Here is a 25,124-nt window from a genome sequence, read left to right on the forward strand (position 1 = left end):
AAATGCCGGAAAACTACCTCGCACTCATCAAGCTCGCTGCTGTCCGAATTTGGCTGCGCGCTTATGAGTCGGTGTCCTAGCCCGCCGGCATTCCGTGCAGGCCCTCCGCGCCGCTACCAGCTGCGCGGCGGTCCCACGTCGACATGGACGAAGCCGGACTTGCCGTAATAGCCGACACCGCCGATGTCCAGGCTCTGGGCGAGCTTGTAGATCTGCCGCGCGGAACGGTCCTTGACCCGGATGTCCGCCGCCATGCCGCGGGTGTGGTAGCTGTTCTTGGCGACACCCTTGCTGGCCTTGGCCATCTTGGCGTTGGTCTTCGGCGACCGGTAGCCGCAGATGATCTCGATCGGCTCCCTGGTCTCCAGCCTGCTGTGCAGGAGGTAGAGCAGGTCAACCAGTTTCGGCGAGATAGCGCCGACCTCCAGCGACCGGCGGTCCCGCATCAGGTGGGAGATCGCCTGCAGGGCCTCGGGCCGGTAGTGACCGTCCGCCCAGTAATCGACGGCGATCTCGCCGCCCTCGTTGACCGAATGCAGGGCCAGCTTGCGCACATTGCCCGGATTCCGCAGCGCGGCCTGGACGATGCCCCCGCCGCCTGCCGCGGCGGCCGGTCCCGCAAAGATTGTCCCTGAAACTGTTGCTGTGGAAAGGGCCGCAGCCCCGATGATCAGCCGTCGCCGGCTCACCCCTGAAAATCGCACTCGCCCGATCCCCACGCTTGCCTTTCGTCTGGTCGGAACCCCGGCGCGGCTCTGCGTCCGCCTGTGCCGGGATTCGGCTTTTCTCTGGCGCATCCGGCGTCCGCTGGACGGTCCCGGGACCTTCGCCCGGGGACCGGAAGCAGGCCGGTGCCCGTAGGGGGGTGCCGACCGTCGCGACGGATACGGGATCGGGGGTAAATGTTTCGTCACTTGCTGTCACCAACGATTTTTTCTTGACAGCGTCAAAAAAACAATGATCCCGGGTTCGCTTGTGCTTTCAAGCGGTTAGGAGGCGATCACCCACCGCTACGCCTTGAATCGAGGCCGGCGGCGCGAAGCCCGCAGTTTTCCACGATTTGCGAAGAACCGGCATCGGCCGCCGCCGGGTCTCGGCAGCGGCGCCGTCAGGTCCGGTTGAAATACGCAAAGTTCCATGGGTGCGACAAAACGCCCACCGCCCCCGCCGCCCGGGACGCCATCGCCGGGACGATGGCGACGCGGAACCAATACCGCCGCCGCCCATTTTCTGCTCCGGCGATCGAAGGAATGGCGAGGCCGCCGCGGACCCAGGGGGAGAGGAGATCAGGATGGAGCTGCTGGAGATACTGCAATGGGGCGCCTGCATCAGCGGCACCATCGCCGCGATCATGGTGGCGTCGCGCATCAGCGACAGGATCACCGGCTATGGCTTCGCGGTCTTCACCCTGTCCTCGGTGCTGTGGGTGAGTTCCGGGCTGATGGACGCAACCTACAGCCTGGCCGTGCAGAACGGCGTGCTGTTCGCCATCAACGTCTGGGGCGTCTGGCGCTGGCTGATTTCCGACAGCATGGCGGCGCGCCGCGGCGCCGCCGGTCAGGCGCCGAGCGCCGACAGCGCCTGACGGATGACCTCGCTGGCGCGGGAGAAGACCTGCCCCTTCCAGGTATCGTCGTCGACATAGAAGGCGGACCGGGTCTGCGCCCGGATCTGCTTGCCGAGGGAGGATTTCGGGTCGCCATAGGCGTAGAGCCAGTTGTCGGCCCGCAGCGCATCCAGCACCTGGAGCATCGGCACGGTGCCGAATTCCAGCGCCACCGCGGTATATTCCGCATCCGGCAGTTCCGACGGGATTGCCTCCGTGATGTCGCCCATCACGACGGCGGACACCGACCGGCCGGCCTTGGTGGAATGCGCCTCGCCGAACCAGGCGGTGGCGCGGTGATAGCCGGGCTCGCTTTCGGCACCGGAATAGATCAGTTCGCCATGCCCGCTGGGCCCCAGGCCGGTATGCAGGTCGATGAGGGCGATCCGGCGCCGGCCGCGGCCCACGCGACGCACCACCTCGCGGAAGGTGACGTTCGACCAGACCGGTGCCTGGCCGCCATAGAACAGCCCTTTCGGAAATTCGTACTGGCCGCCGGTCACCGCCGCCTGGAAGGCGACCTCGCCGCGTTCGGCGATGAAGGCCTCCATCGCCTTGTCCGCCGCCGCCCGGCCGGGGCCGGCCCAGTCGGTGGGCGCGATGAAGGAATGCACCTCCCGATAGGCAGGATTGTCGGGATGCCCGGCCTCGTGATCCACGAAGTTGCGGTTCAGGTCGACATTGTCCTCGTTGACCCGGCGCGACCAGGAGAAACCGTAGGGATTGATCGCGTGGCAGAGAACGATCGCGGTGTTGCGGGCCCGTTCCCGGATCAGGCCGGACTGGATCGCACCGACCTGGCAGCCGGAACCGCAATAGCCCTCGACCCCGTGGGTGCCGGAATTGACGATCAGGACATTCTCCGCATCCGCCGGCCCGAACCGGGCCATGTCGGTGGCGAGCCCCTCATCCTCGACCCCGGTCGCATTGGGGTTCATGAAGCTCGTCAGGTCGCCTTTCGCCCGGCGGGCGGCGTCCAGGAAGGTTTCCCGGGCGTCCAGATAGCTGTCGCTGAAATAGCCGCGCACCTTAGTCATCTTCTGCCTCCGCCGCACCGGCGCCCGCCCTCGGCGCCGCCCCTCATGCGTCTTCAGGTCGGTCGGCCTCTGTCGACCAGTCTGCTGTTCGGTCCCATGCGGCGCAATCGTGTCGGCCGCCTGCCGCAGGCCACCCTCGGTACTGCCACCAGATGGGGCATGGCAGCTGCTGCCGCCACCCCCCCCGGACGCTCCAGCCGCATCCGCAATGCCCGCAGTGCGATGCTGCAATGCGGCACGATCGGGGGCCACAGACGCCGACGGCCGGACATTCTGCCCGGCCGCCTGCCATACCCAGGTTGCGGACCGCCCCGGCACAGGGCCGGGGCGGCTGCCGCCTCAGTTGTAGCGCCGCAGCTCCAGCCGGGCGATCTGGTTGCGATGCACCTCGTCCGGACCGTCCGCGAGCCGCAGGGTACGGGCATGGGCATAGGCGCGTGCGGTGCCGAAATCGGTCGTCACGCCGCCGCCGCCATGGGCCTGCAGCGCCCAGTCGATGACCTTGCAGGCCATCACCGGTGCCGCGACCTTGATCATCGCGATCTCCTTGCGGGCTTCCTTGTTGCCCACCGTGTCCATCTTCCAGGCGGCATGCAGCACCAGCAGGCGTGCCTGGTCGATCATGATCCGCGATTCCGCGATCCGCTCCTGGGTCACGGTCTGCTCGGACACCGGCTTGCCGAAGGCGGTGCGGGAGGAGGTGCGCCGGCACATCTTCTCCAGCGCCCGCTCCGCCTGGCCGATCAGGCGCATGCAGTGATGGATGCGGCCCGGGCCCAGGCGGCCCTGCGCGATTTCGAAGCCGCGGCCCTCGCCCAGCAGCATGTTGGAGGCCGGCACCCGGACGTCGTTGAACTCCACCTCGCCATGGCCGTGCGGGGCGTCGTCATAGCCGAACACCGGCAGCATCCGCTTCACGGTGATGCCGGCCGTGTCGCGGGGGACCAGGATCATCGACTGCTGGCGGTAGCGGTCCGGATTGTCCGGGTCCGACTTGCCCATCAGGATCAGGATCTTGCAGCGCGGATCGCCGATCCCGGAGGTCCACCACTTCAGGCCGTTGATGACATATTCGTCGCCCTTGCGCTCGATCCGGCACTCGATGTTGGTGGCATCGGAGGAGGCCACCCGCGGCTCGGTCATCGCGAAGGCGGAGCGGATCTCGCCTTCCAGCAGCGGCTTCAGCCACTGCTTCTTGTGCTCCTCGGTGCCGTAGCGCTCCAGCACCTCCATGTTGCCGGTGTCGGGCGCGGAGCAGTTGAAGATCTCCGGCGCATATTCCACCCGGCCCATGATCTCGCAGAGCGGGGCATATTCCAGGTTCGTCAGCCCGCCGCCGCGCTCGCTCTCCGGCAGGAACAGGTTCCAGAGGCCTTCCGCCTTCGCCTTCTTCTTCAGATCCTCGATGATCTGGGAGGGCTGCCAGCGATCCCCCTTCTCGGTGCCGTTCTTGTCGATCTCGGCGGTGATCGCTTCCTCGTTCGGGTAGACATGCGCCTCCATGAACGCGTTCAGGCGCGCCTCAAGATCCTTCACCTTGTCGGAATACTCGAAATTCATCTGGGCTATCTCCTCCATTACCCCCAGGCGTACGTCTCCATGCGAGACGTGCGGCGTAGATTGGCGCGGCGGATTTTAGCGGCGGTTCCTGAAAAAGCTACGCAGCAGGTCGGCGGCAGGATCGGCGCCGATTCCGCCGTAGATTTCCGGCCGCCAGTGGCAGGTCGGCTGGTCGAAGAATCGGGGACCGTGCATCACCGCCCCGCCCTTTTCGTCCTCGGCGCCGAAATAGAGCCGGCGGATCCGCATCCAGGCGATCGCACCGGCGCACATCGCGCAGGGCTCCAGGGTGACGTAGAGGTCGCAGCCGTCCAGCCGGCCGCCGCGCGCCGGCGCGGCCGCCTGCATCGCCAGCAGCTCCGCATGGGCGGTCGCATCGCTTCGGGCGATGGTGGCGTTGGCCGCCCGCGCCAGCACCGCCCCGGTGGCGCCGTCCACCAGAACCGCGCCGACCGGCACCTCGCCGGCCGCCGCCGCGGCGCGGGCCTGCGCCAGCGCCAGTTCCATGGGGCCGTGCCAGAGATGTCCGTCCGGGCCGTTGCGCATGCGACACCCGCCTGCCTGCGGCGCCGACGCCATTGCCGGCGGCCGGCCCTTCGATACACTGCGCCGCCATGAGCGGCAAAACCAAGACACCCCCTCCTTCCAGCCCCCCCTCCGCCGACATCTCCGGCGCGGACCCGGCTGCAGAGCGCATCGCCAAGCGCCTGGCCCGCGCCGGCATCGCCTCCCGGCGGGAGGCGGAGCGCCTGATCGCCGAAGGGCGCGTGGAGATTGACGGCGTCACCATCGACAGCCCGGCGGTGAAGGTCACCGACACGCAGGAGATCCGCGTCGACGGTGAAGCGATCGGCGGCGCCCAGCCGGTGCGCCTGTGGCTGTTCCACAAGCCGCCCGGCCTGATGACCACCCGCCGCGACCCGCAGGGCCGGGCGACGATCTTCGACAACCTGCCGCAGGACATGCCCTACACGGTCAGCATCGGCCGGCTGGACCTGAATTCCGAGGGGCTGCTGCTGCTGACCACCTCCGGCGCCCTGGCACGCTACCTGGAACTGCCGGCCACCGGCTGGACCAGGCGCTACCGGGCGCGGGTGTTCGGCCGGCCCGATGCGGCCGCCATCGCCGCCCTGGCCGCCGGCGTGACGGTCGACGGCGAGGCCTTCGGCCCGATCCAGGTCAGCATCGACGAGGCCGGCAAGGGTCCCGGCGGCACGAAAGGCGGCCGTGGCGAGGCGCAGGACCGCCGCACGAGCGGCGCCAATACCTGGATCACGGTGGCATTGAAGGAGGGGCGGAACCGGGAGGTCCGGCGGGCCCTGCAGGCGGTCGGCCATTCGGTCAGCCGGCTGATCCGCACCGCCTATGGCCCGTTCCAGCTGGGCCAGCTGCCGCGCGGCGCGACCAGGGAGGCGCCGCGGCGGGTCCTGCGCGAGGCACTGGGCGCCGCCCGCCTGGCGGAGATCGAGGCCGGCCGCACGCCGGCGGCAGGCACCGGCCGCGGCGCCGGCTGATGGCAGGGCGCCAGCGGCCGACGCGCCGCCCGGCCGGCAGCGCCCCCACCGGTTTGCGCATCGTCGGCGGCCGCTGGCGCGGGCGGAAGCTGGATGCCGGGGACGACCGGTCGGTCCGCCCCACGTCGGAGCGGATGCGCGAGGCGCTGTTCAACATCCTGGCGCACAATCCCGACTGGCGGCGCGACGACGGCCCGCTGCCGCTGGGGGCTGCGGTGCTCGACGTCTTCGCCGGATCCGGCGCGCTGGGCCTGGAAGCGCTGTCGCGCGGCGCCGCCCGCGCCGCCTTCCTGGAGGCGGATGGCCACGCCTGCGCGCTGATCCGCCGCAACCTCTCCGGCCTCGGCCTGACCGACAGGGAGGCCCATGTGCAGCGGGGCGACGCCCTGCTGCCCGGCCCCGCCCCCTTCGCCGCCGACCTCGCCTTCCTCGACCCGCCTTATGGCAAGGCGCTTGCCGGCCCGGCGCTCGCGGCGCTGCGCCGGCATGGCTGGCTGGCACCCGGCGCCCTGGCGGTGGTGGAGACCGGCGCCAGCGAGCCGATGCCGGAGGCAGAGGGCTTCACCCTGGTCGACGAGCGCCGCTACGGCATCGCGCGGGCGGCGTTCCTGGTGTTGGAAGGCTAAGGTCCGGACGCCATCCGACACCAACTTCGCCGCCGCCTTCGGGCGCCACCTTAAGGCATTCACACCTCTGGTTGACGCGCCTGCCCTGCCGCCGTCGTCCTTGGGCTCGACCCAAGGACCGTGACGATAGGGCGAAGCTGCGCAGCGTCCCTGTCCCGTCACGATCCCCGGCTCGGGGGCCGGGGACGACGGGGAGGATAGCGACGCGGCGGCACTGCTCCACCGTGCCGGCCGAAACGCCTCAATACCCCGCTGCCTCGTACGGTCCCTGGCCGCGCTTGTAGACCAGCAGCACGCGCTTGAAGGCACAGACGGTCGTGCCGTCCTCGCCCAGCGCCTCCGTATCGACCTGCAGGATGCCCTGCGCGGGCCGCTTGGCGCTCTCGCGGGCGCCCTGCACGGTGGACATCGCGCGGATCTGCTCCCCCGGCCGCACCGGCCGCGGCAGGCGGATCTCGGTCCAGCCCAGATTGGCGACCACCCGGCCGAAGGTGCGGGTTGTAAGAGCGGTGACCGCACCGACCACCAGCGGCTCGAAGAGCGGCGGCTCGGCCCCGGTCACCGCCTGCGCGAAGGCCGGATCGCTGTAGCGCGGATTGATCTCGAGTGCCCGCAGGGCGTGGCGGCGGCTCTCCTCTGCCGCCATCACCCGCGGCGGCCAGTGCTCGAAGGTCTCGCCGGGCCGGAAATCCTCGAAATGCAGGCCGGTCTGTTCGACCAGGGCACCGTCCGGGCCGGGATGGTGGGCGGCGAAGCGGTTTTCGGCGGCGATCTCCGTCGCCGCACCCGGCAGGATCTCCTCCGGGTGCCGGCCGGCCCGCCAGATCTCCGCCGGCCAGGTGATCCGCGCCGCCACCTCGCCGTGCTGGTTCACCGCCTCCGTCCGCAGCTTCAGCAGACCCCAGTCGGGATCGCCGCCGTCGGCGACCTCCAGCACCTCCGTCCGGGCATAGAGGGTGTCGCCGCCGACCACCGGCCGGGTCATCGCGATCTCGTCGAAGCCGGTGAGGCTGCGCCGCCGATAGAAGGTGCGGCTGGTCATGCCGATCACCAGCTGCAGGGTCAGGGTCGAGACTCCCAGCGGCAGCTTCCACTCCGTCGCCGCGGCATAGCCCTCGTCGTAGTGCAGGTGGGCGTTGTTCAGGCTGTCCAGCGCCTCGTCCTTGTTATCCTGCTGGGTGAAGGTGACGCCGGGGCGGTGGTGGAAGACCTGGCCTGCGCGGAAATCCTCGAAGGCGAGGCCGAAGCGCTCGCGGTAATGCCCTTCGCCCAGGCGCAGATAGCCGTAGGTCACGTCGTTTCCCCCCAGGAATGTCTTCGGAATCGTCAGCGGCGCCCGAACAGGCGCTCCACATCGGCGAGCTTCAGCTCGACATAGGTCGGCCGGCCGTGGTTGCACTGCCCGGAATGGGGCACCGCCTCCATCTGGCGCAGCAGCGCGTTCATCTCGGCGCCGTTCAGGGCACGGCCGGCCCGCACGCTGCCATGGCAGGCCATGGTGGAGCAGACCTCGTCCAGCCGGTCCTTCAGGGACAGGGTCTGCTCGAACTCCGCCAGTTCGTCGGCCAGGTCGCGCACCAGGCCGGCGGCATCGCAATTGCCGAGCAGGGCCGGGGTCTCCCGCACCAGCACGGCACCGGGACCGAAGCTCTCCAGCGCCAGGCCGAGCTCGCGCAGCTCGTCCGCCCGCGCCATCAGGCGTTCCGCATCCGCCGGGTCGAGCTCCACCACCTCGGGCAGCAGCAGGCCCTGGCGGGTCACCCCGCCCGCGGCCAGGGCCGCCTTCATCCGTTCGTAGACCAGCCGTTCATGGGCGGCATGCTGGTCGACGATGACCAGGGAATCCGGCGTCTGAGCGACGATGTAGGTGCCATGCAGCTGCGCCTTCGCCAGTCCGAGGCGACCGCCCGCCGCCTCCGCTTCTATTGCCTCCTCGGCCGGATCGGCCCGGCTCCGGTCGGTGACCGGGGCGTGATAGGCCGCCGCGGCGGCGGCCAGGCCCGGCGGCAGGGATCCGGCGGCTGGCCGCGATGGCGCGGCCCAGGCGGGCATCCGGGCCGGCATCTGGACGTCCGGCCGCTGCAGCGCCAGGCCGGACTGCGGGTTGTCCACCGGCCCACCCTCTCCGGCCCGGAAACGACCCAGGGCGGCCTGGCTGACGGTGGTGGAGGCGCGATGCCCGGCTTCGGCCAGGGCATGGCGCAGGCCGCTGACGATCAGGCCGCGAACGATGCCGGGCTCGCGGAAGCGAACCTCCGCCTTGGCCGGATGCACGTTCACGTCGACCACCGCCTCCGGCACGGTCAGGAACAGGGCCAGGATCGGATGACGGTCGCGCGCCAGCAGGTCGGCATAGGCGCCGCGGATCGCACCCAGGAACAGCTTGTCCCAGACCGGCCGGCCGTTCACCGCGATGAACTGCGCGCGGGCATTGCCGCGGTTCATCGTCGGCAGCGAGGCGAGCCCTTCCAGCCGCAGGCCATCGCGCTCCGCCTCGATCGGCAGGGCGTTCTCGGCAAAGGCCTGGCCCAGCACCTGGCCCAGCCGCGCGGCACGCGCGGCCAATGCCTCCCCCGGGCAGGCGGGCAGGTTGATCGCGCGCCGGTCGTCGTCATACAGGGTGAAGCCGATATCCGGCCGGGTCATCGCCAGCCGCTTCACCATGTCCTGCACATGGGCGGATTCCGTGCGGTCGGTCTTCAAAAATTTCAGCCGTGCCGGGGTGGCGTAGAACAGGTCGCGGACACGCACGGTCGTGCCGGGCGGATGGGCGGCCGGTTCCGGCGCGGCGATGGCGCCGCCGTCGACCCGCAGGCACCAGGCATCGCCATCGGCGGTGCGGCTGGTGACCGACAGCCGCGAGACGGCGCCGATCGACGGCAGCGCCTCGCCGCGGAAGCCCAGGCTGCGGATCCGGTCCAGCCGGGCATCGGGCAGCTTCGAGGTGGCATGCCGCTCCACCGCCAGGACCAGGTCCTCCGGCGACATGCCGCAGCCATCGTCGGTGACGGCCAGTTCGGCGCGGCCGCCGTCCCGCAGCCGCACCTCGATGCGCCGCGCGCCGGCATCGATGGCATTCTCCACCAGTTCCTTCACTGCGCTGGAGGGGCGCTCCACCACCTCGCCGGCGGCGATCTGGTTGACCAGGGTATCGGGCAGGCGGCGAATGCGCGCCGCCGCACCTGCCACAGGCGCCGCGGCCGCCGGTAAGCCGCCCGGGTCGATCGGCAGCTGCTGCGGTTCAGCCGGCATCCCGCTCCCGCTCGGCCTGCGCCTGCAGGAGATAGTCGCGGGTGCGCTTCTTGCCCTCCTCTACCGCCGGCTGGTCGAACGGGTCGACCGCCATCAGGTGGGCGGCCAGGATCGTCTCGACCATGAAATGCATGAACAGGCTGCCCAGGGTGAACTCGTCGACCCGCTCGATGCGGATGACCCGGGTCGGCCGGCCGCGCGCGATCAGGGTGGCGGCGGTGGCGCGCCCCTCCGCCTCCGCCACGTCGCCCAGGGTATGGCCGGCCAGATAGGCCAAAGCCGGGTCGCCGCCGGTCGCCTGCGGCGAGATCACCGGCCCCTGGCCGCGCTGGTCCGACAGGATCAGGGTGAAGAGCTTGTCCGGCGGGCCTTCCAGGTAGAGCTGCAGCTGGCTGTGCTGGTCCACCGGGCCCAGCGCCCGCACCGGCAGGGTGCCCATGCCGTCCTTGCCCAGGCTTTCCGCCCAGAGCTGGCAGAACCAGCGGCTGAACTGGTCGAGGCGGGATTCGTAGGGCATCAGCACCGAGGCACGGATGCCGCGCTGCTGTGCGGCCGCCACCTGCAGCGCGGCGCCCACCACCGGCGGCGAGCGCGGATCGCCGATCGCCTGGGACAGTACCTCGGCCGCGCCGGCGCGCAGGGCCGCCACGTCATAGCCGCCGATCAGCCCGGGCAGCATGCCCACCAGGGTGAAGACCGAATAGCGGCCGCCGATCTCCGGCGGATGGTCCATCACCGGGATTGCATGGGTGCGGGCGATGCGCCGCATCGGCGAATCGCCCGGGCCGGCGATGCACAGGAAGGTACGCGACATGCTTCGGCCGCCGGTGCGCCCCTCCGCCGCCGCGATGCAGGCGAGGAACTGGGCCACCGTCTCGGCCGTGCCGCCGGATTTGGAGATGGCGATGAAGCCGGTCCGCGAAAGGTCGCCTGCCAGCGCCCGGTCCAGGCCGTAGGGTTCGAAATTGTCGAGGAAGATCAGTTCCGGCCCATCGGGCACACCGATCGCGGTCAGCGCCATCGCCCCCAGGGAGGAGCCGCCGGTGCCGAGCACGATCACCCGGTCGAAATCGGCGCGGAAGCGCGCGGCCTCCGCCTGCAGCACCGGCAGGTCGGCGCGGGTCGCGGGCAGGTCGAACAGGGCCATCCGCCCGGAGCCCTGCAGGGCGGCAAGGCGGCCCAGCGCATCCCCGGCCTCCGCCCTCAGGCGCTCGAAGCCGGCGCGGGCAATGCCCCCCGGACCGATGCGGTCCGCGAAACATGCGTCCACGTTATGTTCATAGCCCATGGTGCCGTCCGATAGCACAAAGCGCAGCCGCCTGGAAAGCGGCGCGGAGGAGCAGCCGGACGGTCAACCCGGCGCCCCGCCGGCCGGTTCCGGCGATCCCGGGCTGGGTTGGCGATCTCGGACTGGGTCGGCGCCACTCAGCCGTCGACCGGCCCGCCGCCGCCGCCGTGATGGCGGCCGGCGGGCTTATCCAGGCCCGGCAGCGGTGTGGTCCGCGCCTGGTCCGGCGGCACCGGGTCGCCGACCACCACGGTGAGCATCTGCGCCGGATCCAGCAGCCGTTTCGCGACCCGCATGACGGCGGCCCGGTCGACATGGCCGATCAGGCCCGCATAGCGGTCGGGATAATCGGCACCCAGGCCGCGATACTGGATGCCGGCCAGCAGGCCGGCAATCGCCCGGTTGGAGGTCATGCGCAGGGGAAAGGAACCGGTCAGCGCCGATTTCGCTCCCGCCAGCTCCGCCTCCGTGGGGCCGTCGTCGCGCATCCGCTCCAGTTCGCCGCGCAGCAAGGACAGGGCCTCCTCTGCAGTGACGTTCGCGGTCGCGGTGCCGGCGAAGAACAGGCCCTGTTCGGCCAGCGGCAGCATGGTGGAATAGGCGCTGTAGGCGAGCCCGCGCTCTTCGCGGATCACCTCCATCAGCCGCGAATCGAAGCCGCCGCCGCCCAGGATGTAGTTCAGCACCCGCGCGGCGTAGTAGTCGGGATCGTCGCGGGGGATGCCGGGACCGCCCATCATGATGACGGTCTGCGGGTTCTGCATCCGCACCGTCTCCCGGGTGCCGCCGGCCTTCATCTCCTGCACCGGCAGCGCCCAGGGCGCGGCCGCCGCCGGCAGGCCGCCGAACGTGCTGTCCAGCAGGCCGCCAAGGCTGTCGGCGTCGATATCGCCGACCACCGCCAGGATCATGTTGTCGCGGGCAAAGCGCCGTCCGTGGAAGTCGAGCAGGTTGGCGCGGCCGATCGCCTCCAGGCTCTCCGGCGTGCCGTCGCCCGGACGGCCATAGGGTTGCCCGGCAAAGGCGGTTTCGAACCAGGTCCGGCCGGCCATCTCGTGCGGGTCCTGCTCGATCCGCTGCAGGCTGGACAGCATCTGGCGGCGGGCCTGGGCGATCTCCGCCTCGCCGAAACGGGGTTGCATCAGGGTCTGTCGCAGCAGGTCGAAGGCGGCATCGCGGTTGGCGCTGAGGGTCCGCATGTTGCCGGACAGATAGTCGCGCCCCGCCTCGAAGCCGATCGACACCGCCTTGTCGTCCAGCGCGCGGCGGAAGGCGGCGGCATCCATCTCGCCCGCGCCCTCGGTCAGCAGGCCGGTCGCCATTTCCGCCAGCCCCTCCATCCCGGTCGGGTCCAGGGCACTGCCGCCCCGCCACATCATCTCCACCGAGATCGCGGGGATCTGTTCCTCCTGCACCAGCCAGGCCTCGATGCCGCCGGGGCTGACGACCTTCTGCACCTTCAGGTCGGCCGCCTGGGCCGGCGGCAGGAAGGCGGCCAGGAACAGGAGGAGGGCCACCGCAGGTGCAGGCCAGCGCGTCCAAAGGGTCATGATCAGGATTCCTTCTTGGCCGGCCCGGCGGCAGACGGTGCGGGAGATGGCGCCGGGGCCTGCAGCCAGCCGGTCACGCTGCGCTGCGGCTGCAGCACCGCTTCGGCGACGGCCCGGACATCCTCGGCGGTGACCGCCCGCACCTGGTCGGGCCAGGCCTCGATCTGGTCGATGCTCTGCCCGGCGGTCAGGCCCTGGCCGAACACCCGCGCCGCCTTGCCAAGGCTGTCGCGGGCATAGACCGCCTCCGCCAGCAGCACCGTCTTGGCGCGCTGCAGCTCTTCCTCGGTTACGCCGTCGTCGCGGATACGGGCAATTTCCTCATCCACCGCGTCCTCCACCGCCTGCAATGCGGTGCCCGGCGACGGCGCGGCATAGACGGCGAACTCGCCCAGGTCCATTGCGCCCTCGTTGTACCAGGCGCCGGCATAGACGGCGGTGTCCGACTGCCGCACCAGCCGGTCGTAGAGCCGGCCGGAGGCGCCGCCGCCCAGGATCTCCGCCAGCACGGTCAGCGGCACGGCCTGGCTGCTGTCGCCTGCCGTCAGGCTGGGGGCCAGGTAGCTGCGGGAGAAGGATGGCCGCTGCACCCGCGGATCGGTCAGGACGATGCGGCGCGGGGCGATCTGCGGGGGTTCCTGCGGTCGGGCACGCGGTGCCAGCTCGCGCGCCGGGATCTGCCCGTAGGTCGCTTCCGCCAGCGGCTTCAGCTGCTCGGCCGTGATGTCGCCGGCGACCACCAGGATCGCGTTGTTGGGGGCGTAATGCGCGCGATAGAAGTCGATCGCGTCCTGCCGGCTCAGGCCCTCGATCTCATGCCGCCAGCCGATCACCGGCCGGCCATAGGGATGGTTCTGGTAGAGCGCGGCGTCCATCTGCTCGCCCAGCAGCGCCTGCGGGTTGTTGTCGGTGCGCGAGGAGCGTTCCTCCAGGACCACCTTCAGCTCCGGCGCGAAATCGCCTTCCGCATAGTCCAGGTTCACCATGCGGTCGGCCTCCATCTCCATCACCATCGGCAGGCGGTCCGCGGCAATGGTCTGGAAATAGCCGGTATAGTCGCTGGAGGTGAAGGCGTTGTCCTGGCCGCCGGCGCGACGCACGATCTTGGAGAAATCGCCGGCCGGCACCTTCGGCGTGCCCTTGAACATCAGATGCTCGGTCAGGTGCGCCAGGCCGGACTTGCCGGGTTCCTCGTCGGCGGCGCCGACCTTGTACCAGACCATGTGGTGGACCACCGGCGCGCGGTGGTCGGGGATCACCACCACCTGCATGCCATTGTCCAGGGTGAAGCTTTCCGGATTGAACAGCCCGGCATGGGCGCGCCCCGCCAGCAGCAGGAGCAGCGCCGGCAGCAGGCCGAGGCCCAGGACAAGGAAGCGAACGGCCGACAAACGGGCGGCGGGTGCGGCGCGGCGGGCGGGCCTGCCCGGCGGCGACAGCGAAAGGGACATGCGTCAGGGCCTCTCCAGCGGATCGGATCAAAGTCACGCTATGGAGGCGATATGGCGAGAAAGTGGCGGCCCGCCAACGGGCCGCGTCAGCCCGCCGCGATCAAGCGGGCGTGAGCGCGGTTCCCGCAAGCTGGTCCCCAGCCCTCAGAAGATCCCTTCCAGGATGCCGCGCTCGCGCCGCTCGATGGTCGGCGTGGTGCCGGTGGTCGGCGGCTGGCCGCGGGCGGAGGTCTCCTGCAGGCGGTCGCGCTCCTTCGTCGGGTCGACCACCTCGCCCGGCGGCTGCGCCGCCTGCCAGAACACCAGCTTGTTGATGAAGCTCTGGTCGCGCTCGATCAGCGCGGTGGTTTCCTCGTTCACCACCCGCCGGATCGAAGGATCGACATCCTCCGCATCGGCCTGCGCCAGCAGCGCCTGCTCGCCGGCGGACAGGTTCGCGGTGCCGGCGGCATGCGGCGCGGCGACGCCGCCCGGGGCCGGCACCACGCCGGCATTGGTGCCGAACACCGCCGCCTGCGCCTGCTGCTCGGGCTGCATCTCCTGCGGGCGCGGGGCGCCGGGGTCCGGCGGCCGCAGCTGGAAGTCCGGCGGCAGGGTCAGCGGCGCCCGCGACAGCACGGCGAACTCGTCCGGCGGCTGCTTGTTGAGCCCGAAGGTGTTGCGAACGGAATCGCAGCCCGGCAGCCCGGCCAGCATCGCCAGCCCGGCCAGGACGAGGATCGCCCGGCGCACCGGCCGCCCGCGTTCATTCCCGACCATGATGTCCCTTCGTCTCCCTCGTCGTCAGCGCATCCAGCAGGAGCATGCCGACACCTACCACGATTCCGGCATCGGCGATGTTGAAAGCCGGCCAGTGCCAGCCCGCCAGATGCAGGTCAAAGAAATCGGCGACCGCCCCGAAACGCAAGCGATCGATGACATTCCCGGCGGCGCCACCGACGATGCCGCCCAGCGCCACCGCCGTCCAAAGCCGGTCCAGACGGCGAATCCAGAGCAGCAGCACCGCGACGATCACGGCCGACAGGGCGATCCAGACCCAGGGCGGCATCGCCCCGTCGCCGAACATGCCGAAGCTGACGCCGCGGTTCCAGACCATCACCAGGTTGAAGAAGCCGGTCACCTCGATCCAGCCGCCGGGTGTCTCCGCCAGCAGGTCGATGAGGAACGCCTTGCTGACCTGGTCCGCCAGCAGCACCGCCACGGCCACCAGCCCGGCCAGCCGCCGCGCCCGCCGGACCGAAGCTGCGGCGGCCGGCGGAGAGGTCATATCGGTTGCCACCGCGCGCCTGCCGGGCCGGGTCTCAGGCCGGCTGCAGCTCGCCGACCGCCTCGGCGCAGCGGTGGCAGATACCGTCAGGCGCCACCTCCGGCAGCACCTTCCAGCAGCGGACGCACTTTTCGCCATCGGCGGGACGCACCACCACCGCGACGTCGGGCACCTCCTCCAGCCGGAAAGCCTCCGCCGGTGCCGGCGCCGTCGACAGCTCGATGCCGGAGGTGATGCAGAGATCGGCGAAGGCGAGGCCGGCCAGCAGCTCGGCATCCGCCGCCGGCAGGTACACCAGCGGGGCCGCCTGCAGGCTGGCGCCGATCCGCTTCTCCGCCCGCGCGATCTCCAGCGCGCCGGTCACCACGCGGCGGATCTCCCGCACCCGGCGCCACTTCGCGCCCAGTGCCGGGTCCGTCCAGCCGGGGTCGGGAAGCGGGAAGGTCCGCAGGTGGACGGAGCCTTCCTCCGACGGGTTGCGGCTGAGCCAGGCCTCCTCCGCGGTGAAGCAGAGGATCGGCGCCAGCCAGGCGGTCAGGTGGTCGAACAGGATGTCCAGCACCGTGCGCGCCGCCCGCCGCCGGGGCGAGTCCAGGGCATCGCAGTACAGCGCGTCCTTGCGGATGTCGAAATAGAGCGAGGACAGCTCGATGGCGCAGAAATTGTGCAGCTCGACATACATCCGGTGGAAGTCGAAGGCGTCGCAGGCGGCACGGATCACCCCGTCCAGTTCCGCCACACGGTGCAGCACCCAGCGTTCCAGCTCCGGCAGGTCGGCATGCGCCACCCGCTCCTCGGCCGTGAAGCCGTCCAGGTTGCCCAGCAGGTAGCGCAGGGTGTTGCGCAGGCGGCGATAGGCATCGGTCTGCGCCTTCAGGATTTCCGGCCCGATGGTCAGGTCGTCCTGGTAGTTCGACGAGGCCACCCAGAGCCGCAGGATATCGGCGCCGTACTGGTCGATCACCTCCTGCGGGGCCACCGAATTGCCCAGCGACTTCGACATCTTGCGGCGCTTCTCGTCCAGCACGAAGCCGTGCGTCAGCACCGCGTCGTAGGGCGCCCGGCCGCGGGTGCCGCAGGATTCCAGCAGGCTGGAATGGAACCAGCCGCGATGCTGGTCCGACCCTTCCAGGTACAGCGAGGCCGGCCAGGCCAGGTCGGCATCCTCCTCCAGCACGAAGGCATGGGTGGAGCCGGAATCGAACCAGACGTCCAGGATGTCGAACACCTGGTCATAGTCGGCCGGGTTGCGGCCGTCGCCCAGGAAGCGTTCCGGCGGGCTGTCGAACCAGGCGTCCGCGCCCTCCTCCGCCACCGCCGCGACGATCCGCTCGTTCACCGCGGGATCGTTCAGCGGCTTGCCCGTCGCCTTTTCCACGAACAGGGTGATCGGCACCCCCCAGGCACGCTGCCGGCTGATCACCCAGTCCGGCCGGTGCTCGATCATCGAGCGCAGCCGGTTCCGGCCGGCCGCCGGCACGAAGCGGGTGGCGTCGATCGCCGCCAGCGCCTTGGCCCGCAGGTCGTTCACCGCCATGGAGATGAACCATTGCGGCGTGTTGCGGAAGATCAGCGGCGCCTTCGAGCGCCAGGAATGCGGATAGCTGTGCTCCAGCCGCGCCCGCGCCAGCAGGGCGCCGGTTTCGGCCAGCGCCTCCCCCACCGCGCGGTTGGCGTCGCCGTCCTTGCCTTCGGCCGTCAGCACCGCGCGGCCGGCGAAGATCGGCACATGGGGCAGGTAGACGCCGTCCTCACCCAGGGTGTCGGGCACCTCGATGCCGTTGCGGATGCCGAGCTCGTAGTCGTCGGCGCCATGCCCCGGCGCGATATGCACGAAGCCGGTGCCCTGCTCCATGGTGACGAAGTCCGCCACGAAGACCTGCACCGGGAAGGCATAGCCGCCGGCCGCCTCCGGATGGGCCTTCAACGGGTGGGCGCAGACCGTGCCGGCGACCTGGGCGCCGGTCACGGACGCCGCCTCGTGCCAGGCCTCGATGCCGGTGGCGCCGGCAAAGGCCTGCGCCAGGTCGGCCGCGACCACCAGCCGGTCGCCGGGCTTCGCCGCCGCCTTCTCCGTCACCGCGTCGACCGCCATCACCAGGTAGCGGTCCTTGGCGGAAACCGCGATCGCCCGGTTGGCCGGGATCGTCCAGGGGGTGGTGGTCCAGATCACGACCCGCGCGCCCTCCAGTTCCGGCGCCGCCGGCTTCTCCACCGGGAAGGCGACCCAGATCTGCGGGCTGACATGGTCGTGATACTCGATCTCCGCCTCGGCCAGGGCGGTCTTCTCCACCACCGACCACATCACCGGCTTGGAGCCGCGATAGAGCGCGCCGCTGTCCAGGAACTTCAGCAGTTCCCGCACGATCTGCGCCTCTGCCGGGAAGGACATGGTGGTGTAGGGCCGGTCCCAGCTGCCGAACACGCCCAGCCGCTTGAACTCGGCGCGCTGCACGTTGATCCAGTGGTCGGCGAATTCCCGGCATTCGCGCCGGAACTCCACGATCGGCACCTGGTCCTTGTCGCGGCCCTCCGCGCGGTAGCGTTCCTCGATCTTCCATTCGATCGGAAGGCCGTGGCAGTCCCAGCCCGGCACGTAGAAGGCGTCGCGGCCCAGCATCTGCTGGGTGCGGTTGACCAGGTCCTTGAGGATCTTGTTCAGCGCCGTGCCGATATGGATGTTGCCGTTCGCATAGGGCGGCCCGTCATGCAGGATGAACTTCTCCCGCCCCTTCGACGTGTCGCGCAGGCGCGCCCACAGCGCCGTGCTTTCCCAGCGCTCCAGAAGTTTCGGCTCGGCGGCCGGCAGGCCGGCCTTCATCGGGAAGTCGGTCCGCGGCAGGCGGACGGTGTCTTTGTAGTTCACATTCATGTCTGTCGGTATTCTGGCTCCGCGGCCCCTGTCCGGCATCCGGGATCCGGGGCCGGCCGGGTGCAACCTGCGGGAGGGCCTGTCATGGGCGCTTCATGCGCCCGCGGCGGACCCCGCAGGCTGTCGGCTGGTCTGCGTTTCGGCCGGGCGGCGCAGGCACACCCTTCGTCCCGGCCCCCGTTCAGGAGGCCGGGCGGGTAATTCGGTCGCGCTCCACCGGACGGTGGCCGCCCGTTTCGGCCAGGTTCCGGCCGCGTTGGTGCTCGGTCATGGCCGCCTTATAGCAATGCCCCCCCACAGCGGCAATCACGGGCGCGGCCGTCACGCCGCCCCCTCGATCGTCAGTGGCGCGGAGGTGGCGAGCGACAGCGGGAAACGCGCGATCGCCGTGTCTTCCGAAGCCAGGCGATCGCGGGCGGCGAGGGCGTCGGCCGCGATCTGGGCCTTCAATGCCTCCAGCCCGTCGAATTTCTGTTCCGGCCGGATGAAATCGACCAGGGCGGTCCGCACGTGCAGCCCGTAGAGATCGGCATCCAGGTCGAGGAAATGCACCTCCCAGGTGACATTCTCCTTGTCGAAGGTCGGCCGCCGGCCGAGATTCGCCACCGCCGGCAGCCATTCCCGCGGCTGCGGGCCGCCGTCCAGCATGGCGCGCACCGCATAGACGCCGAAGCGCGGCTGCAGATGGTCGCCCATCGCCACGTTGGCGGTCGGAAAACCGATCGTGCGGCCGCGCTGGTCGCCCTTCTCGATCCGCCCGTCGATCTCCCACCAGTGGCCCAGCTGCTGTGCCGCCTTCGCAACCAGTCCCTCGCCCAGCGCCTCCCGGATGCGGGTGGAGGAATAGACCAGCACCCCCTCGCCCACGGGATCGACGACATCGACCGTGAAGCCATGCTCCTCGCCGCCCAGGCGCAGCCGCTCCGCATTGCCGCCGCGGCGATGGCCGAAGGAGAAGTCGTAGCCCACCACGACATGGCGCAGGCCCAGGTCGCGCGCCAGCAGGTCGTCGACGAACGTGTCGGCGGGCATCCGCGACAGCTCGGCATCGAAATGCAGGGCGATCACCGCATCCACCCCCAGCGCCGCCAGCAGCCGGGTCTTGCTGCGCAGGCTGGTCAGCCGGAACGGCGGCCCGCCGGGCGCGAAGAAGCTGCGCGGATGCGGCTCGAAGGTGATCACCAGCAACGGCGCGCCAAGCGCCGAGGCGCGTTCCCGCCCCAGATTCAGCAGCGCCTGGTGGCCGCGATGCACGCCGTCGAAATTGCCCAGCACGGCAACCCCGCCGCGCAGGCCGGCAGGCACGTCCCCGGTATGCCGCAGGATCCGCATGGCCGTCCTCAGCCCGCCTGGCTGTCCGACCGGCCGGACCCGGCCGGCACCATCATCACCGCCTCGCCGTCGATCACCACCTTGTCGCCGACCAGGCAGAACGTCTCCAGCCGCACGCGCCGCTTGGGCAGCAGCTCCGCCACCCGCGCCACCGCCGTCACCGTATCGCCGATCCGCACCGGCGCCCTGAAGCCCAGGTTCTGCGAGACATAGATGCTGCCCGGGCCGGGCAGCTTCGTCCCCAGCACGGTCGAGATCAGGCTGGCCGACAGCATGCCGTGCGCGATCCGTCCCTTGAACATCGTCGGCTCGGCGAAATCCTGGTTGAGGTGAACGGGGTTGGTATCGCCGGAGATGCCTGCGAACATGACGATGTCGGCATCCGTGATCGTCTTGCCGAAGCGGGCTTCCATTCCGACCGTCAGGTCGTCGAACTGGTAGCCCAGCATGGCGGCACTGACCTCGGGCTGATATGCCATCGTTCACCTTTACCGGTTGACAAGGGTTTGGCTGGATAAATCGGGGGCTCTATTTAGAAGCCGCACCTGGTATGCGCAACAATCGCGGCCGCGGCGGAGGAGGAAGAGGAAGCTATGGCCGATCTGATTCCAGGGGTTGAGAAGGACACCCTGATCTTCAAGCTGGCCCGCGAATGTGTCGGTTTGTCCCGCGCGATCGAGCGCACCCGGCACGAGGTCGCGGCCATGCGACCGACCGACCTGCACACCCGCCAGCTGCCGCAGGCCGGGCAGGAACTGACCGCCGTCGTTCAGGAGACGGAGGAAGCCGCCAATACGATCATGACGGCGGCGGAAGAGATCATGTCCGCGGATCCCAAGGCCGGCGACTATCCCGAGAAGGTGCAGACCGCGGCGATCCAGATCATCGAGGCCTGCGCCTTCCAGGACATCACCGGCCAGCGGCTGCGCAAGGTGGTGCAGACCCTGGTGCATGTCGAGGACCGGCTGGCGCAGCTGCGCAGCACGTTCGGGAACGACCTGGAGGATGCCGCCGCCGCGGATCTGCCGGAGGGCGATGCCGCGCTTTTGAACGGGCCGCAGCTGTCCGGCAAGGCGATCGACCAGAACGATGTCGACGCCCTGTTCGACGACGGCCCCGACCCGGCCAAGTCCTGAGGGTCCCGGCCCTGAATGTCCCCTTCCTGAGTGTCCCAGTTCTGAGTGTCCCCGTCCTGAGTGTCCCGGTCCTGGCGGGCCCGGTCCTGGGGGCGCGGATACCGGTGCCGGCCCGCACCGCAGCCGCGACGGAGGGACTGTGAACGCTCCGGACTTATCATGCGCGACGGACCTGCCGGCCGACCGGTCGGCCTGCGCGGCACGCGATGCGGCGGATCCGCTGGCCCGCTTCCGGGCTGCGTTCGACCTGCCGGAAGGGCTGATCTACCTGGACGGCAATTCCCTGGGCCCGCTGCCGCGCGCCGCGGCGACGCGGATCGAGGCGGTGGTCCGCCAGGAATGGGGCGCGGGCCTGATCCGCAGCTGGAACGACGCCGGCTGGATCGACCTGCCGGGGCGGGTCGGCGACCGCATCGCCGGGCTGATCGGTGCCGCGCCGGGCAGCGTCACGGCGGGCGATTCCACCTCGATCAACCTGTACAAGGCGCTGAACGCGGCGCTCAGCCTGATGCCGCAGCCGACCGGTCGGTCCGTGATCCTGTCGGACACCGGCAACTTCCCGACCGACCTGTATGTCGCCCAGGGCCTCTGCGCCGCCTCCGGCGGGCGCCTGCATCTGCGAACCGTGGCGCCGGAAGCGCTGGCCGGATCCGTCGACGGCGACACCGCGGTCGTGATGGCGACCCATGTCGATTTCCGCACCGGCCGGATGCACGACATGCAGGCGGTGACCCGTGCCGCCCATGCGGCCGGTGCCGCCATGGTCTGGGACCTGGCCCATTCCGCCGGCGCGGTACCGCTCGACCTAGCCGCCAGCGGCGCCGAATGCGCGGTGGGCTGCGGCTACAAATATCTGAACGGCGGGCCGGGCGCGCCGGCCTTCATCTACGTCCGGCCCGACCTGCAGGACCGGGTCCCGCCGGCCCTGTCCGGCTGGATGGGCCATGCGGCACCGTTCGACTTCACACCGGACTACCGCCCGGCCGCCGGCATCCGGCGGCAGCAGGTCGGCACCCCGCCGATCCTGTCCCTCTCCGCCCTCGACGCCGCGCTGGAGGTCTGGGCGGATGTCGACATGGCGGCGCTGCGGCGCAAGAGCCTGGCGCTGAGCGACCTGTTCATCGCCCTGGTGGAACGCGACTGCGCCGGCTTCGGCCTGCGCCTGGTCACGCCGCGCGACCACGGCCAGCGTGGCAGCCAGGCCTCCTTCGCCTGCCCAGCCGATCTCGGCGGCGGCTATCCGGTGATGCAGGCGCTGATCGATGCCGGGGTGATCGGCGATTTCCGCGCGCCCGACCTGCTGCGCTTCGGCTTCACCCCCCTCTACCTGCGCCATGTGGACGTCTGGGACGCCGTCGACCGCCTGCGGCAGATCCTGGAGACGCGGCGCTGGGACGATCCCCGCTTTCACGCCCGCGCCGCCGTCACCTGACGGGCTGCCCGCGCGGCTTTCCCGCCGCACGGCATCGCACTACCCTGGCCGTCGCTCCGGGCAGTCAGCCGTCGCCCGGTCGCAACCATGGACATGACATCGGTGGCCGTCGGGTGCGGTCATCCCAAGGGGGATTCCGCTCTATGAAGCCGCTCAGCACGTCGATCTGCCTGCTCCTTGCCCTTTTCCTGAGCAGTGCCGCCGCCCATGCCGGAGATGCCGGGCAGAAGATCTCCGACGCCGTCTCCGGCGTGGCGGACCGGATCGGCGATGAGTTCAGGTCGACGGAGAAGCTGGTGGACGGCGACGGCAGCCCCGAGGCCATGCGGCGGACTCTGGACGAGATGGCGCATACAACCCTGCTCCAGCTGTTCAAGGAAAAGCCGGAGGCCCGCGCCCTGTTCGACAAGAGCGCCGGCTATGCCGTGTTCGATGCCCGCAAGGTGGCCTTCATCCTGGCGGCCGGCTTCGGCCGCGGCGTCGCGGTGGACCGGTCGACCCAGCAGAAGACCTACATGAAGATGGCCTCGGTCGGGCTCGGCATCACCTTCGGGGTCGGCAATTTCGACAACAAGATCGTCATCCTGATCCAGGAGCAGGCCGATTTCGACACCTTCATCAGCAGCACCCAGGATGCCCGGATGGACGGCAAGGCGATCCTGGGGGATTCCAAGGAAGAAGCGTCCGGCAGCTTCGTCGACGGCCGCAAGTACTACGTTCTGACCAAGAAGGGCTGGGCGGTCACCGCCAGCGTGACCGGCGTGAACTATCTGCGGGACGACTACCTGAACTGAGCCCACCGACGACGACGGCAGCGGCCGCCGCTGTCAGGGCTCCTGCCCCGCCAGTTCCGCCGCACCGAAGACCCGGCCCTGGGCGAGGCCGACCTCCAGGTCCAGCAGTGCCGGCACCTGGCCCTCGCCGTCGACATGGACGGCGATCGGCAGGATGCCCTCCCGCCGCAGCGCGACATAGGCCGAGAGCCAGTCGCGGTTGGCCGTTTCCTGCAGGTCCAGGTCCGGCCCCTCCTCCTCCTCGCGGTCGGCGCGGATCAGGTGCGCCGCGTCGATCCGGACGAAGGAGATGCCGGCCTGCGCCAGTTCCTCGGCGCTGATCCGCGGGGTGGTCAGGGTCGTCACCCCCAGGTGGAAGCCCATTTCCATCAGATGGGTCAGGCGCCGCGCCGCCGCACCGCCGGCATCCTCCAGGGCGGCCAGCGGCAGTTCGAAGACCAGGAAGTCGGCCAGCTCCGGCTCGCTCTCCAGGTATTCGGAGAACTGCGCGAAGAAGTCGGCATCCGCGAGGCTGGCCGGCGACAGGCTGCAGAACAGCCCCACCTTGCGTGGCCGCCGCTTCATCCGGCGCACCATCTGCACGCAGCGGAACAGCATCTGGTTGTCCAGCTCCTGCGCCAGGCCCAGATGCGCCACCATCGCCATCGCCTGGTCCGGCGGCAGCACCCGGCCGCCGGAATCGCGCAGGCGGCAGCTTGCCGTCATGAAGCGGGGCGTGCGCTGCGGCAGGGTCACCACCGGCTGCAGGTAGATGTCGATGCGGTTGGCTTCGATCGCCTCCTGGACGGCGACGGTCATGCTCTGCGCCGCGACACTGCCGGTCGCCTCGCCCCGGCCTGCGCCGCCGGAAGCGCCGATCGCCGCACGCCCGGAGGCCGTGTCGATCCGGCTCGCCAGCTGCGCCAGCAGCTGCTTCACATCCTCCAGCTCGGCTGCCAGTGCGGGGTTCCCCTCAGGGTCCAGGCGGTCCAGCTGGGCGGTCGCCTCGTCGGCGCGCTCCGCGGCCTCCACCGCCGCCGCCATGGCCAGGCGGACCTGGTGGCGCAGAGTGGCGAGCCGCCCCAGCGCCAGCGCCAGCGCCGCGCCGCCCAGCAGCACCGCCAGTGCCGAGAGCGCGATGGCGATCCAGACGATCATCGCTTCATCCGTCCTTTCGCGCCTGGCGCATTGCTGGTCCCGCCCGGGCTAGTCCCGCCCCGGCCCGCCGGCGAAATCCTGCCAGCCCGCCACCACCCGGCTCAATGCCGTCAGCCAGCAGGCCGCGCCGAAGATCCAGGCGAACAGCGGGAAGTATTGCGGAAACAGGCAGCACAGCACCAGGAAGGCGATCGTCTCCGTGCCCTCCGTCAGGCCGCCCATATGGAAAAAGGATTTCCGCCCGCGCAGATCGGTGCTCAGGCCCCGCTTTCCCGCCAGCACCGCATAGCCCAGGAAGCTCGCCCCGGTGCCCATGAAGGATGCCAGGAGGAAGGCCGCAGGCAGGGCATTCTGCGGCGCGGCGACGGCAAAGCCCAGCACCATCAGGCCGTAGAAGACGAAGTCCAGGACGATGTCGAGGAAGGCGCCGCGATCCGTGGCCCCGGTCGCCCGCGCCACCGCGCCGTCCAGCCCGTCGCCCAGGCGGTTCAGGGCCAGCAGCGCCAGGCCGATCCAGGTCTGCCCCAGCGCCACCGCAGCCGCCGCCGCCAGCCCCGCCACGAAGGCCAGCAGGGTGATGCCGTCCGCCCCGATTCCCGCCCGGGCCAGCGTCGCCCCGGCCCGCCGCAGCGGCGGGTCGATCAGGCGCCGCATCAGCGGGTCGAGCATGGCGCCTGTTCCGCCGCGCCCCGGTCCCGCACTGCGGCAACCGCCTCAACGCTGAGTCTCATCAATGCACGGATCGGGGGCCTGGCGGCCGCTTCGGCCGCGGTGCCTCGTTCACCGGGCCGGACTGGTGGTGCACCAGCCGCCAGCCCCCCGCCTCCTGCACGAAGTAATTGCTGGCGACCAGGACCTGGCCGGCGATCGCCTCGAAGCACAGGACCAGGGCCATGTCGCCGTACAGCAGCACCTCCGGAGCGCGGCATTCCGGAGCGTCCTGGCCCGGATTGGTCAGGATCCGCCGCCAGCTCTCGATCACGTCGGCCCGTTCGGTCAGCGGCGGCCAGCCGGGATGGATGCAGGCCACGGGGCTGCGTTCCGCCCAGAGCGCCTCCATGGCGGCCATGTCGGCCTCCGCAAAGGCCCGGTAGAAACTCTCATTCGCCGCGAGAACGGCATCCAGGTCGTGCATGGCAGTGATATACTCGTCACAGGCGCCCGGCGAAAGCCGGGGGGCGATACCGGCCGTGGCCATGGGCCGCCGACAACTTGGGGAGGAAGAACGCGTCGCCGGACGACAATATCCGGCCCTTTCCCGCAAGTGCAC

Annotated in this window: 23 protein-coding genes; 6 read left to right on the forward strand and 17 right to left on the reverse strand. The window is 70.4% G+C overall.

What is annotated here, in order from left to right:
* Positions 1-113 precede the first annotated feature (113 nt).
* Positions 114-554 (reverse strand): YcbK family protein, encoded by a 441-nt coding sequence (locus ACFOGJ_RS16920; RefSeq protein ID WP_379902563.1) that lies wholly within the window; start codon positions 552-554, stop codon positions 114-116.
* 737 nt (positions 555-1,291) lie between these two features.
* On the opposite strand from ACFOGJ_RS16920, the gene ACFOGJ_RS16925 reads away from it, so the two are divergent.
* Positions 1,292-1,585 (forward strand): hypothetical protein, encoded by a 294-nt coding sequence (locus tag ACFOGJ_RS16925; RefSeq protein WP_379902565.1) that lies wholly within the window; start codon positions 1,292-1,294, stop codon positions 1,583-1,585.
* Here the strand turns inward: ACFOGJ_RS16925 and ACFOGJ_RS16930 are convergent.
* The 3 genes from ACFOGJ_RS16930 to ACFOGJ_RS16940 all read right to left on the reverse strand — a co-directional run bounded on the left by ACFOGJ_RS16930 (position 1,558) and on the right by ACFOGJ_RS16940 (position 4,749).
* Positions 1,558-2,643 carry a M14 family metallopeptidase gene (locus ACFOGJ_RS16930; protein ID WP_379902567.1) on the reverse strand — a complete coding sequence of 362 codons (1,086 nt, stop codon included), beginning with the start codon at positions 2,641-2,643 and terminating at the stop codon, positions 1,558-1,560. The genes ACFOGJ_RS16925 and ACFOGJ_RS16930 overlap by 28 nt on opposite strands.
* Before the next feature lie 339 nt (positions 2,644-2,982).
* The gene (locus ACFOGJ_RS16935; RefSeq protein ID WP_379902570.1) at positions 2,983-4,203 is read right to left on the reverse strand and encodes an acyl-CoA dehydrogenase family protein; all 1,221 of its coding nucleotides are present in this window, start codon (positions 4,201-4,203) and stop codon (positions 2,983-2,985) included.
* Between the two features lie 75 nt (positions 4,204-4,278).
* Entirely contained in the window at positions 4,279-4,749 is a 471-nt protein-coding gene (locus ACFOGJ_RS16940; protein WP_379902573.1) for a nucleoside deaminase, read from the reverse strand.
* A gap of 68 nt (positions 4,750-4,817) precedes the next feature.
* On the opposite strand from ACFOGJ_RS16940, the gene ACFOGJ_RS16945 reads away from it, so the two are divergent.
* Positions 4,818-5,717, forward strand: a complete 900-nt coding sequence (locus ACFOGJ_RS16945) for a pseudouridine synthase (RefSeq protein WP_379902575.1) — start codon at positions 4,818-4,820, stop codon at positions 5,715-5,717.
* Positions 5,717-6,343 carry a 16S rRNA (guanine(966)-N(2))-methyltransferase RsmD gene (rsmD, locus tag ACFOGJ_RS16950; RefSeq protein WP_379902578.1) on the forward strand — a complete coding sequence of 209 codons (627 nt, stop codon included), beginning with the start codon at positions 5,717-5,719 and terminating at the stop codon, positions 6,341-6,343. The genes ACFOGJ_RS16945 and rsmD overlap by 1 nt, the downstream gene beginning before the upstream one ends.
* A gap of 241 nt (positions 6,344-6,584) precedes the next feature.
* Here the strand turns inward: rsmD and ACFOGJ_RS16955 are convergent, their stop codons facing one another.
* From ACFOGJ_RS16955 to ACFOGJ_RS17000, 10 genes are all read right to left on the reverse strand, one after another.
* Positions 6,585-7,637 carry a MaoC/PaaZ C-terminal domain-containing protein gene (locus tag ACFOGJ_RS16955; RefSeq protein WP_379902581.1) on the reverse strand — a complete coding sequence of 351 codons (1,053 nt, stop codon included), beginning with the start codon at positions 7,635-7,637 and terminating at the stop codon, positions 6,585-6,587.
* Between the two features lie 32 nt (positions 7,638-7,669).
* The gene (gene mutL, locus ACFOGJ_RS16960; RefSeq protein ID WP_379902583.1) at positions 7,670-9,595 is read right to left on the reverse strand and encodes a DNA mismatch repair endonuclease MutL; all 1,926 of its coding nucleotides are present in this window, start codon (positions 9,593-9,595) and stop codon (positions 7,670-7,672) included.
* Positions 9,585-10,883 carry a glucose-6-phosphate isomerase gene (locus ACFOGJ_RS16965; protein WP_379902586.1) on the reverse strand — a complete coding sequence of 433 codons (1,299 nt, stop codon included), beginning with the start codon at positions 10,881-10,883 and terminating at the stop codon, positions 9,585-9,587. Before ACFOGJ_RS16965 ends, mutL begins: the two co-directional genes overlap by 11 nt.
* 137 nt (positions 10,884-11,020) lie before the next feature.
* Positions 11,021-12,433: a M16 family metallopeptidase gene (locus ACFOGJ_RS16970; RefSeq protein ID WP_379902588.1), complete on the reverse strand. Its 1,413-nt coding sequence runs from the start codon at positions 12,431-12,433 to the stop codon at positions 11,021-11,023.
* A 2-nt stretch (positions 12,434-12,435) separates the two neighbouring features.
* Entirely contained in the window at positions 12,436-13,884 is a 1,449-nt protein-coding gene (locus ACFOGJ_RS16975) for a M16 family metallopeptidase (RefSeq protein ID WP_379902591.1), read from the reverse strand.
* 144 nt (positions 13,885-14,028) lie between these two features.
* The gene (locus tag ACFOGJ_RS16980; RefSeq protein WP_379902593.1) at positions 14,029-14,643 is read right to left on the reverse strand and encodes a DUF3035 domain-containing protein; all 615 of its coding nucleotides are present in this window, start codon (positions 14,641-14,643) and stop codon (positions 14,029-14,031) included.
* Complete coding sequence (gene lspA / locus ACFOGJ_RS16985) at positions 14,630-15,151, reverse strand: signal peptidase II (RefSeq protein WP_379902595.1); 522 nt, start codon at positions 15,149-15,151, stop codon at positions 14,630-14,632. The genes ACFOGJ_RS16980 and lspA overlap by 14 nt, the downstream gene beginning before the upstream one ends.
* Before the next feature lie 34 nt (positions 15,152-15,185).
* Positions 15,186-18,023, reverse strand: a complete 2,838-nt coding sequence (gene ileS, locus ACFOGJ_RS16990; protein ID WP_379902598.1) for an isoleucine--tRNA ligase — start codon at positions 18,021-18,023, stop codon at positions 15,186-15,188.
* 321 nt (positions 18,024-18,344) lie between these two features.
* The gene (locus tag ACFOGJ_RS16995) at positions 18,345-19,355 is read right to left on the reverse strand and encodes a bifunctional riboflavin kinase/FAD synthetase (RefSeq protein WP_379902599.1); all 1,011 of its coding nucleotides are present in this window, start codon (positions 19,353-19,355) and stop codon (positions 18,345-18,347) included.
* 8 nt (positions 19,356-19,363) lie between these two features.
* Complete coding sequence (locus ACFOGJ_RS17000) at positions 19,364-19,834, reverse strand: MaoC family dehydratase (RefSeq protein ID WP_379902601.1); 471 nt, start codon at positions 19,832-19,834, stop codon at positions 19,364-19,366.
* A gap of 114 nt (positions 19,835-19,948) precedes the next feature.
* On the opposite strand from ACFOGJ_RS17000, the gene ACFOGJ_RS17005 reads away from it, so the two are divergent.
* From ACFOGJ_RS17005 to ACFOGJ_RS17015, 3 genes are all read left to right on the forward strand, one after another.
* On the forward strand, positions 19,949-20,491 hold the full coding sequence (locus ACFOGJ_RS17005) for a protein phosphatase CheZ (protein ID WP_379902602.1): 543 nt from the start codon (positions 19,949-19,951) through the stop codon (positions 20,489-20,491).
* Positions 20,492-20,630: 139 nt separating this feature from the next.
* Positions 20,631-21,923, forward strand: coding sequence for a kynureninase (kynU, locus tag ACFOGJ_RS17010; RefSeq protein WP_379902604.1), 1,293 nt, complete (start codon positions 20,631-20,633; stop codon positions 21,921-21,923).
* A 143-nt stretch (positions 21,924-22,066) separates the two neighbouring features.
* Positions 22,067-22,717 carry a hypothetical protein gene (locus ACFOGJ_RS17015; RefSeq protein ID WP_379902607.1) on the forward strand — a complete coding sequence of 217 codons (651 nt, stop codon included), beginning with the start codon at positions 22,067-22,069 and terminating at the stop codon, positions 22,715-22,717.
* 33 nt (positions 22,718-22,750) lie between these two features.
* Here ACFOGJ_RS17015 and ACFOGJ_RS17020 read toward each other — a convergent pair whose 3' ends face one another.
* The 3 genes from ACFOGJ_RS17020 to ACFOGJ_RS17030 all read right to left on the reverse strand — a co-directional run bounded on the left by ACFOGJ_RS17020 (position 22,751) and on the right by ACFOGJ_RS17030 (position 24,989).
* Entirely contained in the window at positions 22,751-23,854 is a 1,104-nt protein-coding gene (locus ACFOGJ_RS17020) for an EAL domain-containing protein (RefSeq protein ID WP_379902610.1), read from the reverse strand.
* Positions 23,855-23,902: 48 nt separating this feature from the next.
* A complete protein-coding gene (locus ACFOGJ_RS17025; RefSeq protein ID WP_379902613.1) occupies positions 23,903-24,523 on the reverse strand; it encodes a CDP-alcohol phosphatidyltransferase family protein in 621 nt (206 codons plus the stop codon).
* A 61-nt stretch (positions 24,524-24,584) separates the two neighbouring features.
* Positions 24,585-24,989, reverse strand: a complete 405-nt coding sequence (locus ACFOGJ_RS17030; RefSeq protein WP_379902616.1) for a nuclear transport factor 2 family protein — start codon at positions 24,987-24,989, stop codon at positions 24,585-24,587.
* Positions 24,990-25,124 lie beyond the last annotated feature (135 nt).

This window comes from Marinibaculum pumilum, assembly GCF_042646425.1.
In the GTDB taxonomy this organism is placed as follows: Bacteria; Pseudomonadota; Alphaproteobacteria; order Ferrovibrionales; family Ferrovibrionaceae; genus Marinibaculum; species Marinibaculum pumilum.

Excerpts from the sequence above, each read along its gene's own strand:
- ACFOGJ_RS16925 (WP_379902565.1), top strand. The coding sequence starts at position 1,292 with ATGGAGCTGCTGGAGATACTGCAATGGGGCGCCTGCATCAGCGGCACC.
- ACFOGJ_RS16930 (WP_379902567.1), bottom strand. The coding sequence starts at position 2,643 with ATGACTAAGGTGCGCGGCTATTTCAGCGACAGCTATCTGGACGCCCGG.
- ACFOGJ_RS16935 (WP_379902570.1), bottom strand. The coding sequence starts at position 4,203 with ATGAATTTCGAGTATTCCGACAAGGTGAAGGATCTTGAGGCGCGCCTG.
- ACFOGJ_RS16940 (WP_379902573.1), bottom strand. The coding sequence starts at position 4,749 with ATGCGCAACGGCCCGGACGGACATCTCTGGCACGGCCCCATGGAACTG.
- ACFOGJ_RS16945 (WP_379902575.1), top strand. The coding sequence starts at position 4,818 with ATGAGCGGCAAAACCAAGACACCCCCTCCTTCCAGCCCCCCCTCCGCC.
- rsmD (WP_379902578.1), top strand. The coding sequence starts at position 5,717 with ATGGCAGGGCGCCAGCGGCCGACGCGCCGCCCGGCCGGCAGCGCCCCC.
- mutL (WP_379902583.1), bottom strand. The coding sequence starts at position 9,595 with ATGCCGGCTGAACCGCAGCAGCTGCCGATCGACCCGGGCGGCTTACCG.
- ACFOGJ_RS16965 (WP_379902586.1), bottom strand. The coding sequence starts at position 10,883 with ATGGGCTATGAACATAACGTGGACGCATGTTTCGCGGACCGCATCGGT.
- ACFOGJ_RS16970 (WP_379902588.1), bottom strand. The coding sequence starts at position 12,433 with ATGACCCTTTGGACGCGCTGGCCTGCACCTGCGGTGGCCCTCCTCCTG.
- ACFOGJ_RS16975 (WP_379902591.1), bottom strand. The coding sequence starts at position 13,884 with ATGTCCCTTTCGCTGTCGCCGCCGGGCAGGCCCGCCCGCCGCGCCGCA.
- ACFOGJ_RS16980 (WP_379902593.1), bottom strand. The coding sequence starts at position 14,643 with ATGGTCGGGAATGAACGCGGGCGGCCGGTGCGCCGGGCGATCCTCGTC.
- lspA (WP_379902595.1), bottom strand. The coding sequence starts at position 15,151 with ATGACCTCTCCGCCGGCCGCCGCAGCTTCGGTCCGGCGGGCGCGGCGG.
- ileS (WP_379902598.1), bottom strand. The coding sequence starts at position 18,023 with ATGAATGTGAACTACAAAGACACCGTCCGCCTGCCGCGGACCGACTTC.
- ACFOGJ_RS16995 (WP_379902599.1), bottom strand. The coding sequence starts at position 19,355 with ATGCGGATCCTGCGGCATACCGGGGACGTGCCTGCCGGCCTGCGCGGC.
- ACFOGJ_RS17000 (WP_379902601.1), bottom strand. The coding sequence starts at position 19,834 with ATGGCATATCAGCCCGAGGTCAGTGCCGCCATGCTGGGCTACCAGTTC.
- ACFOGJ_RS17005 (WP_379902602.1), top strand. The coding sequence starts at position 19,949 with ATGGCCGATCTGATTCCAGGGGTTGAGAAGGACACCCTGATCTTCAAG.
- ACFOGJ_RS17015 (WP_379902607.1), top strand. The coding sequence starts at position 22,067 with ATGAAGCCGCTCAGCACGTCGATCTGCCTGCTCCTTGCCCTTTTCCTG.
- ACFOGJ_RS17020 (WP_379902610.1), bottom strand. The coding sequence starts at position 23,854 with ATGATCGTCTGGATCGCCATCGCGCTCTCGGCACTGGCGGTGCTGCTG.
- ACFOGJ_RS17025 (WP_379902613.1), bottom strand. The coding sequence starts at position 24,523 with ATGCTCGACCCGCTGATGCGGCGCCTGATCGACCCGCCGCTGCGGCGG.
- ACFOGJ_RS17030 (WP_379902616.1), bottom strand. The coding sequence starts at position 24,989 with ATGCACGACCTGGATGCCGTTCTCGCGGCGAATGAGAGTTTCTACCGG.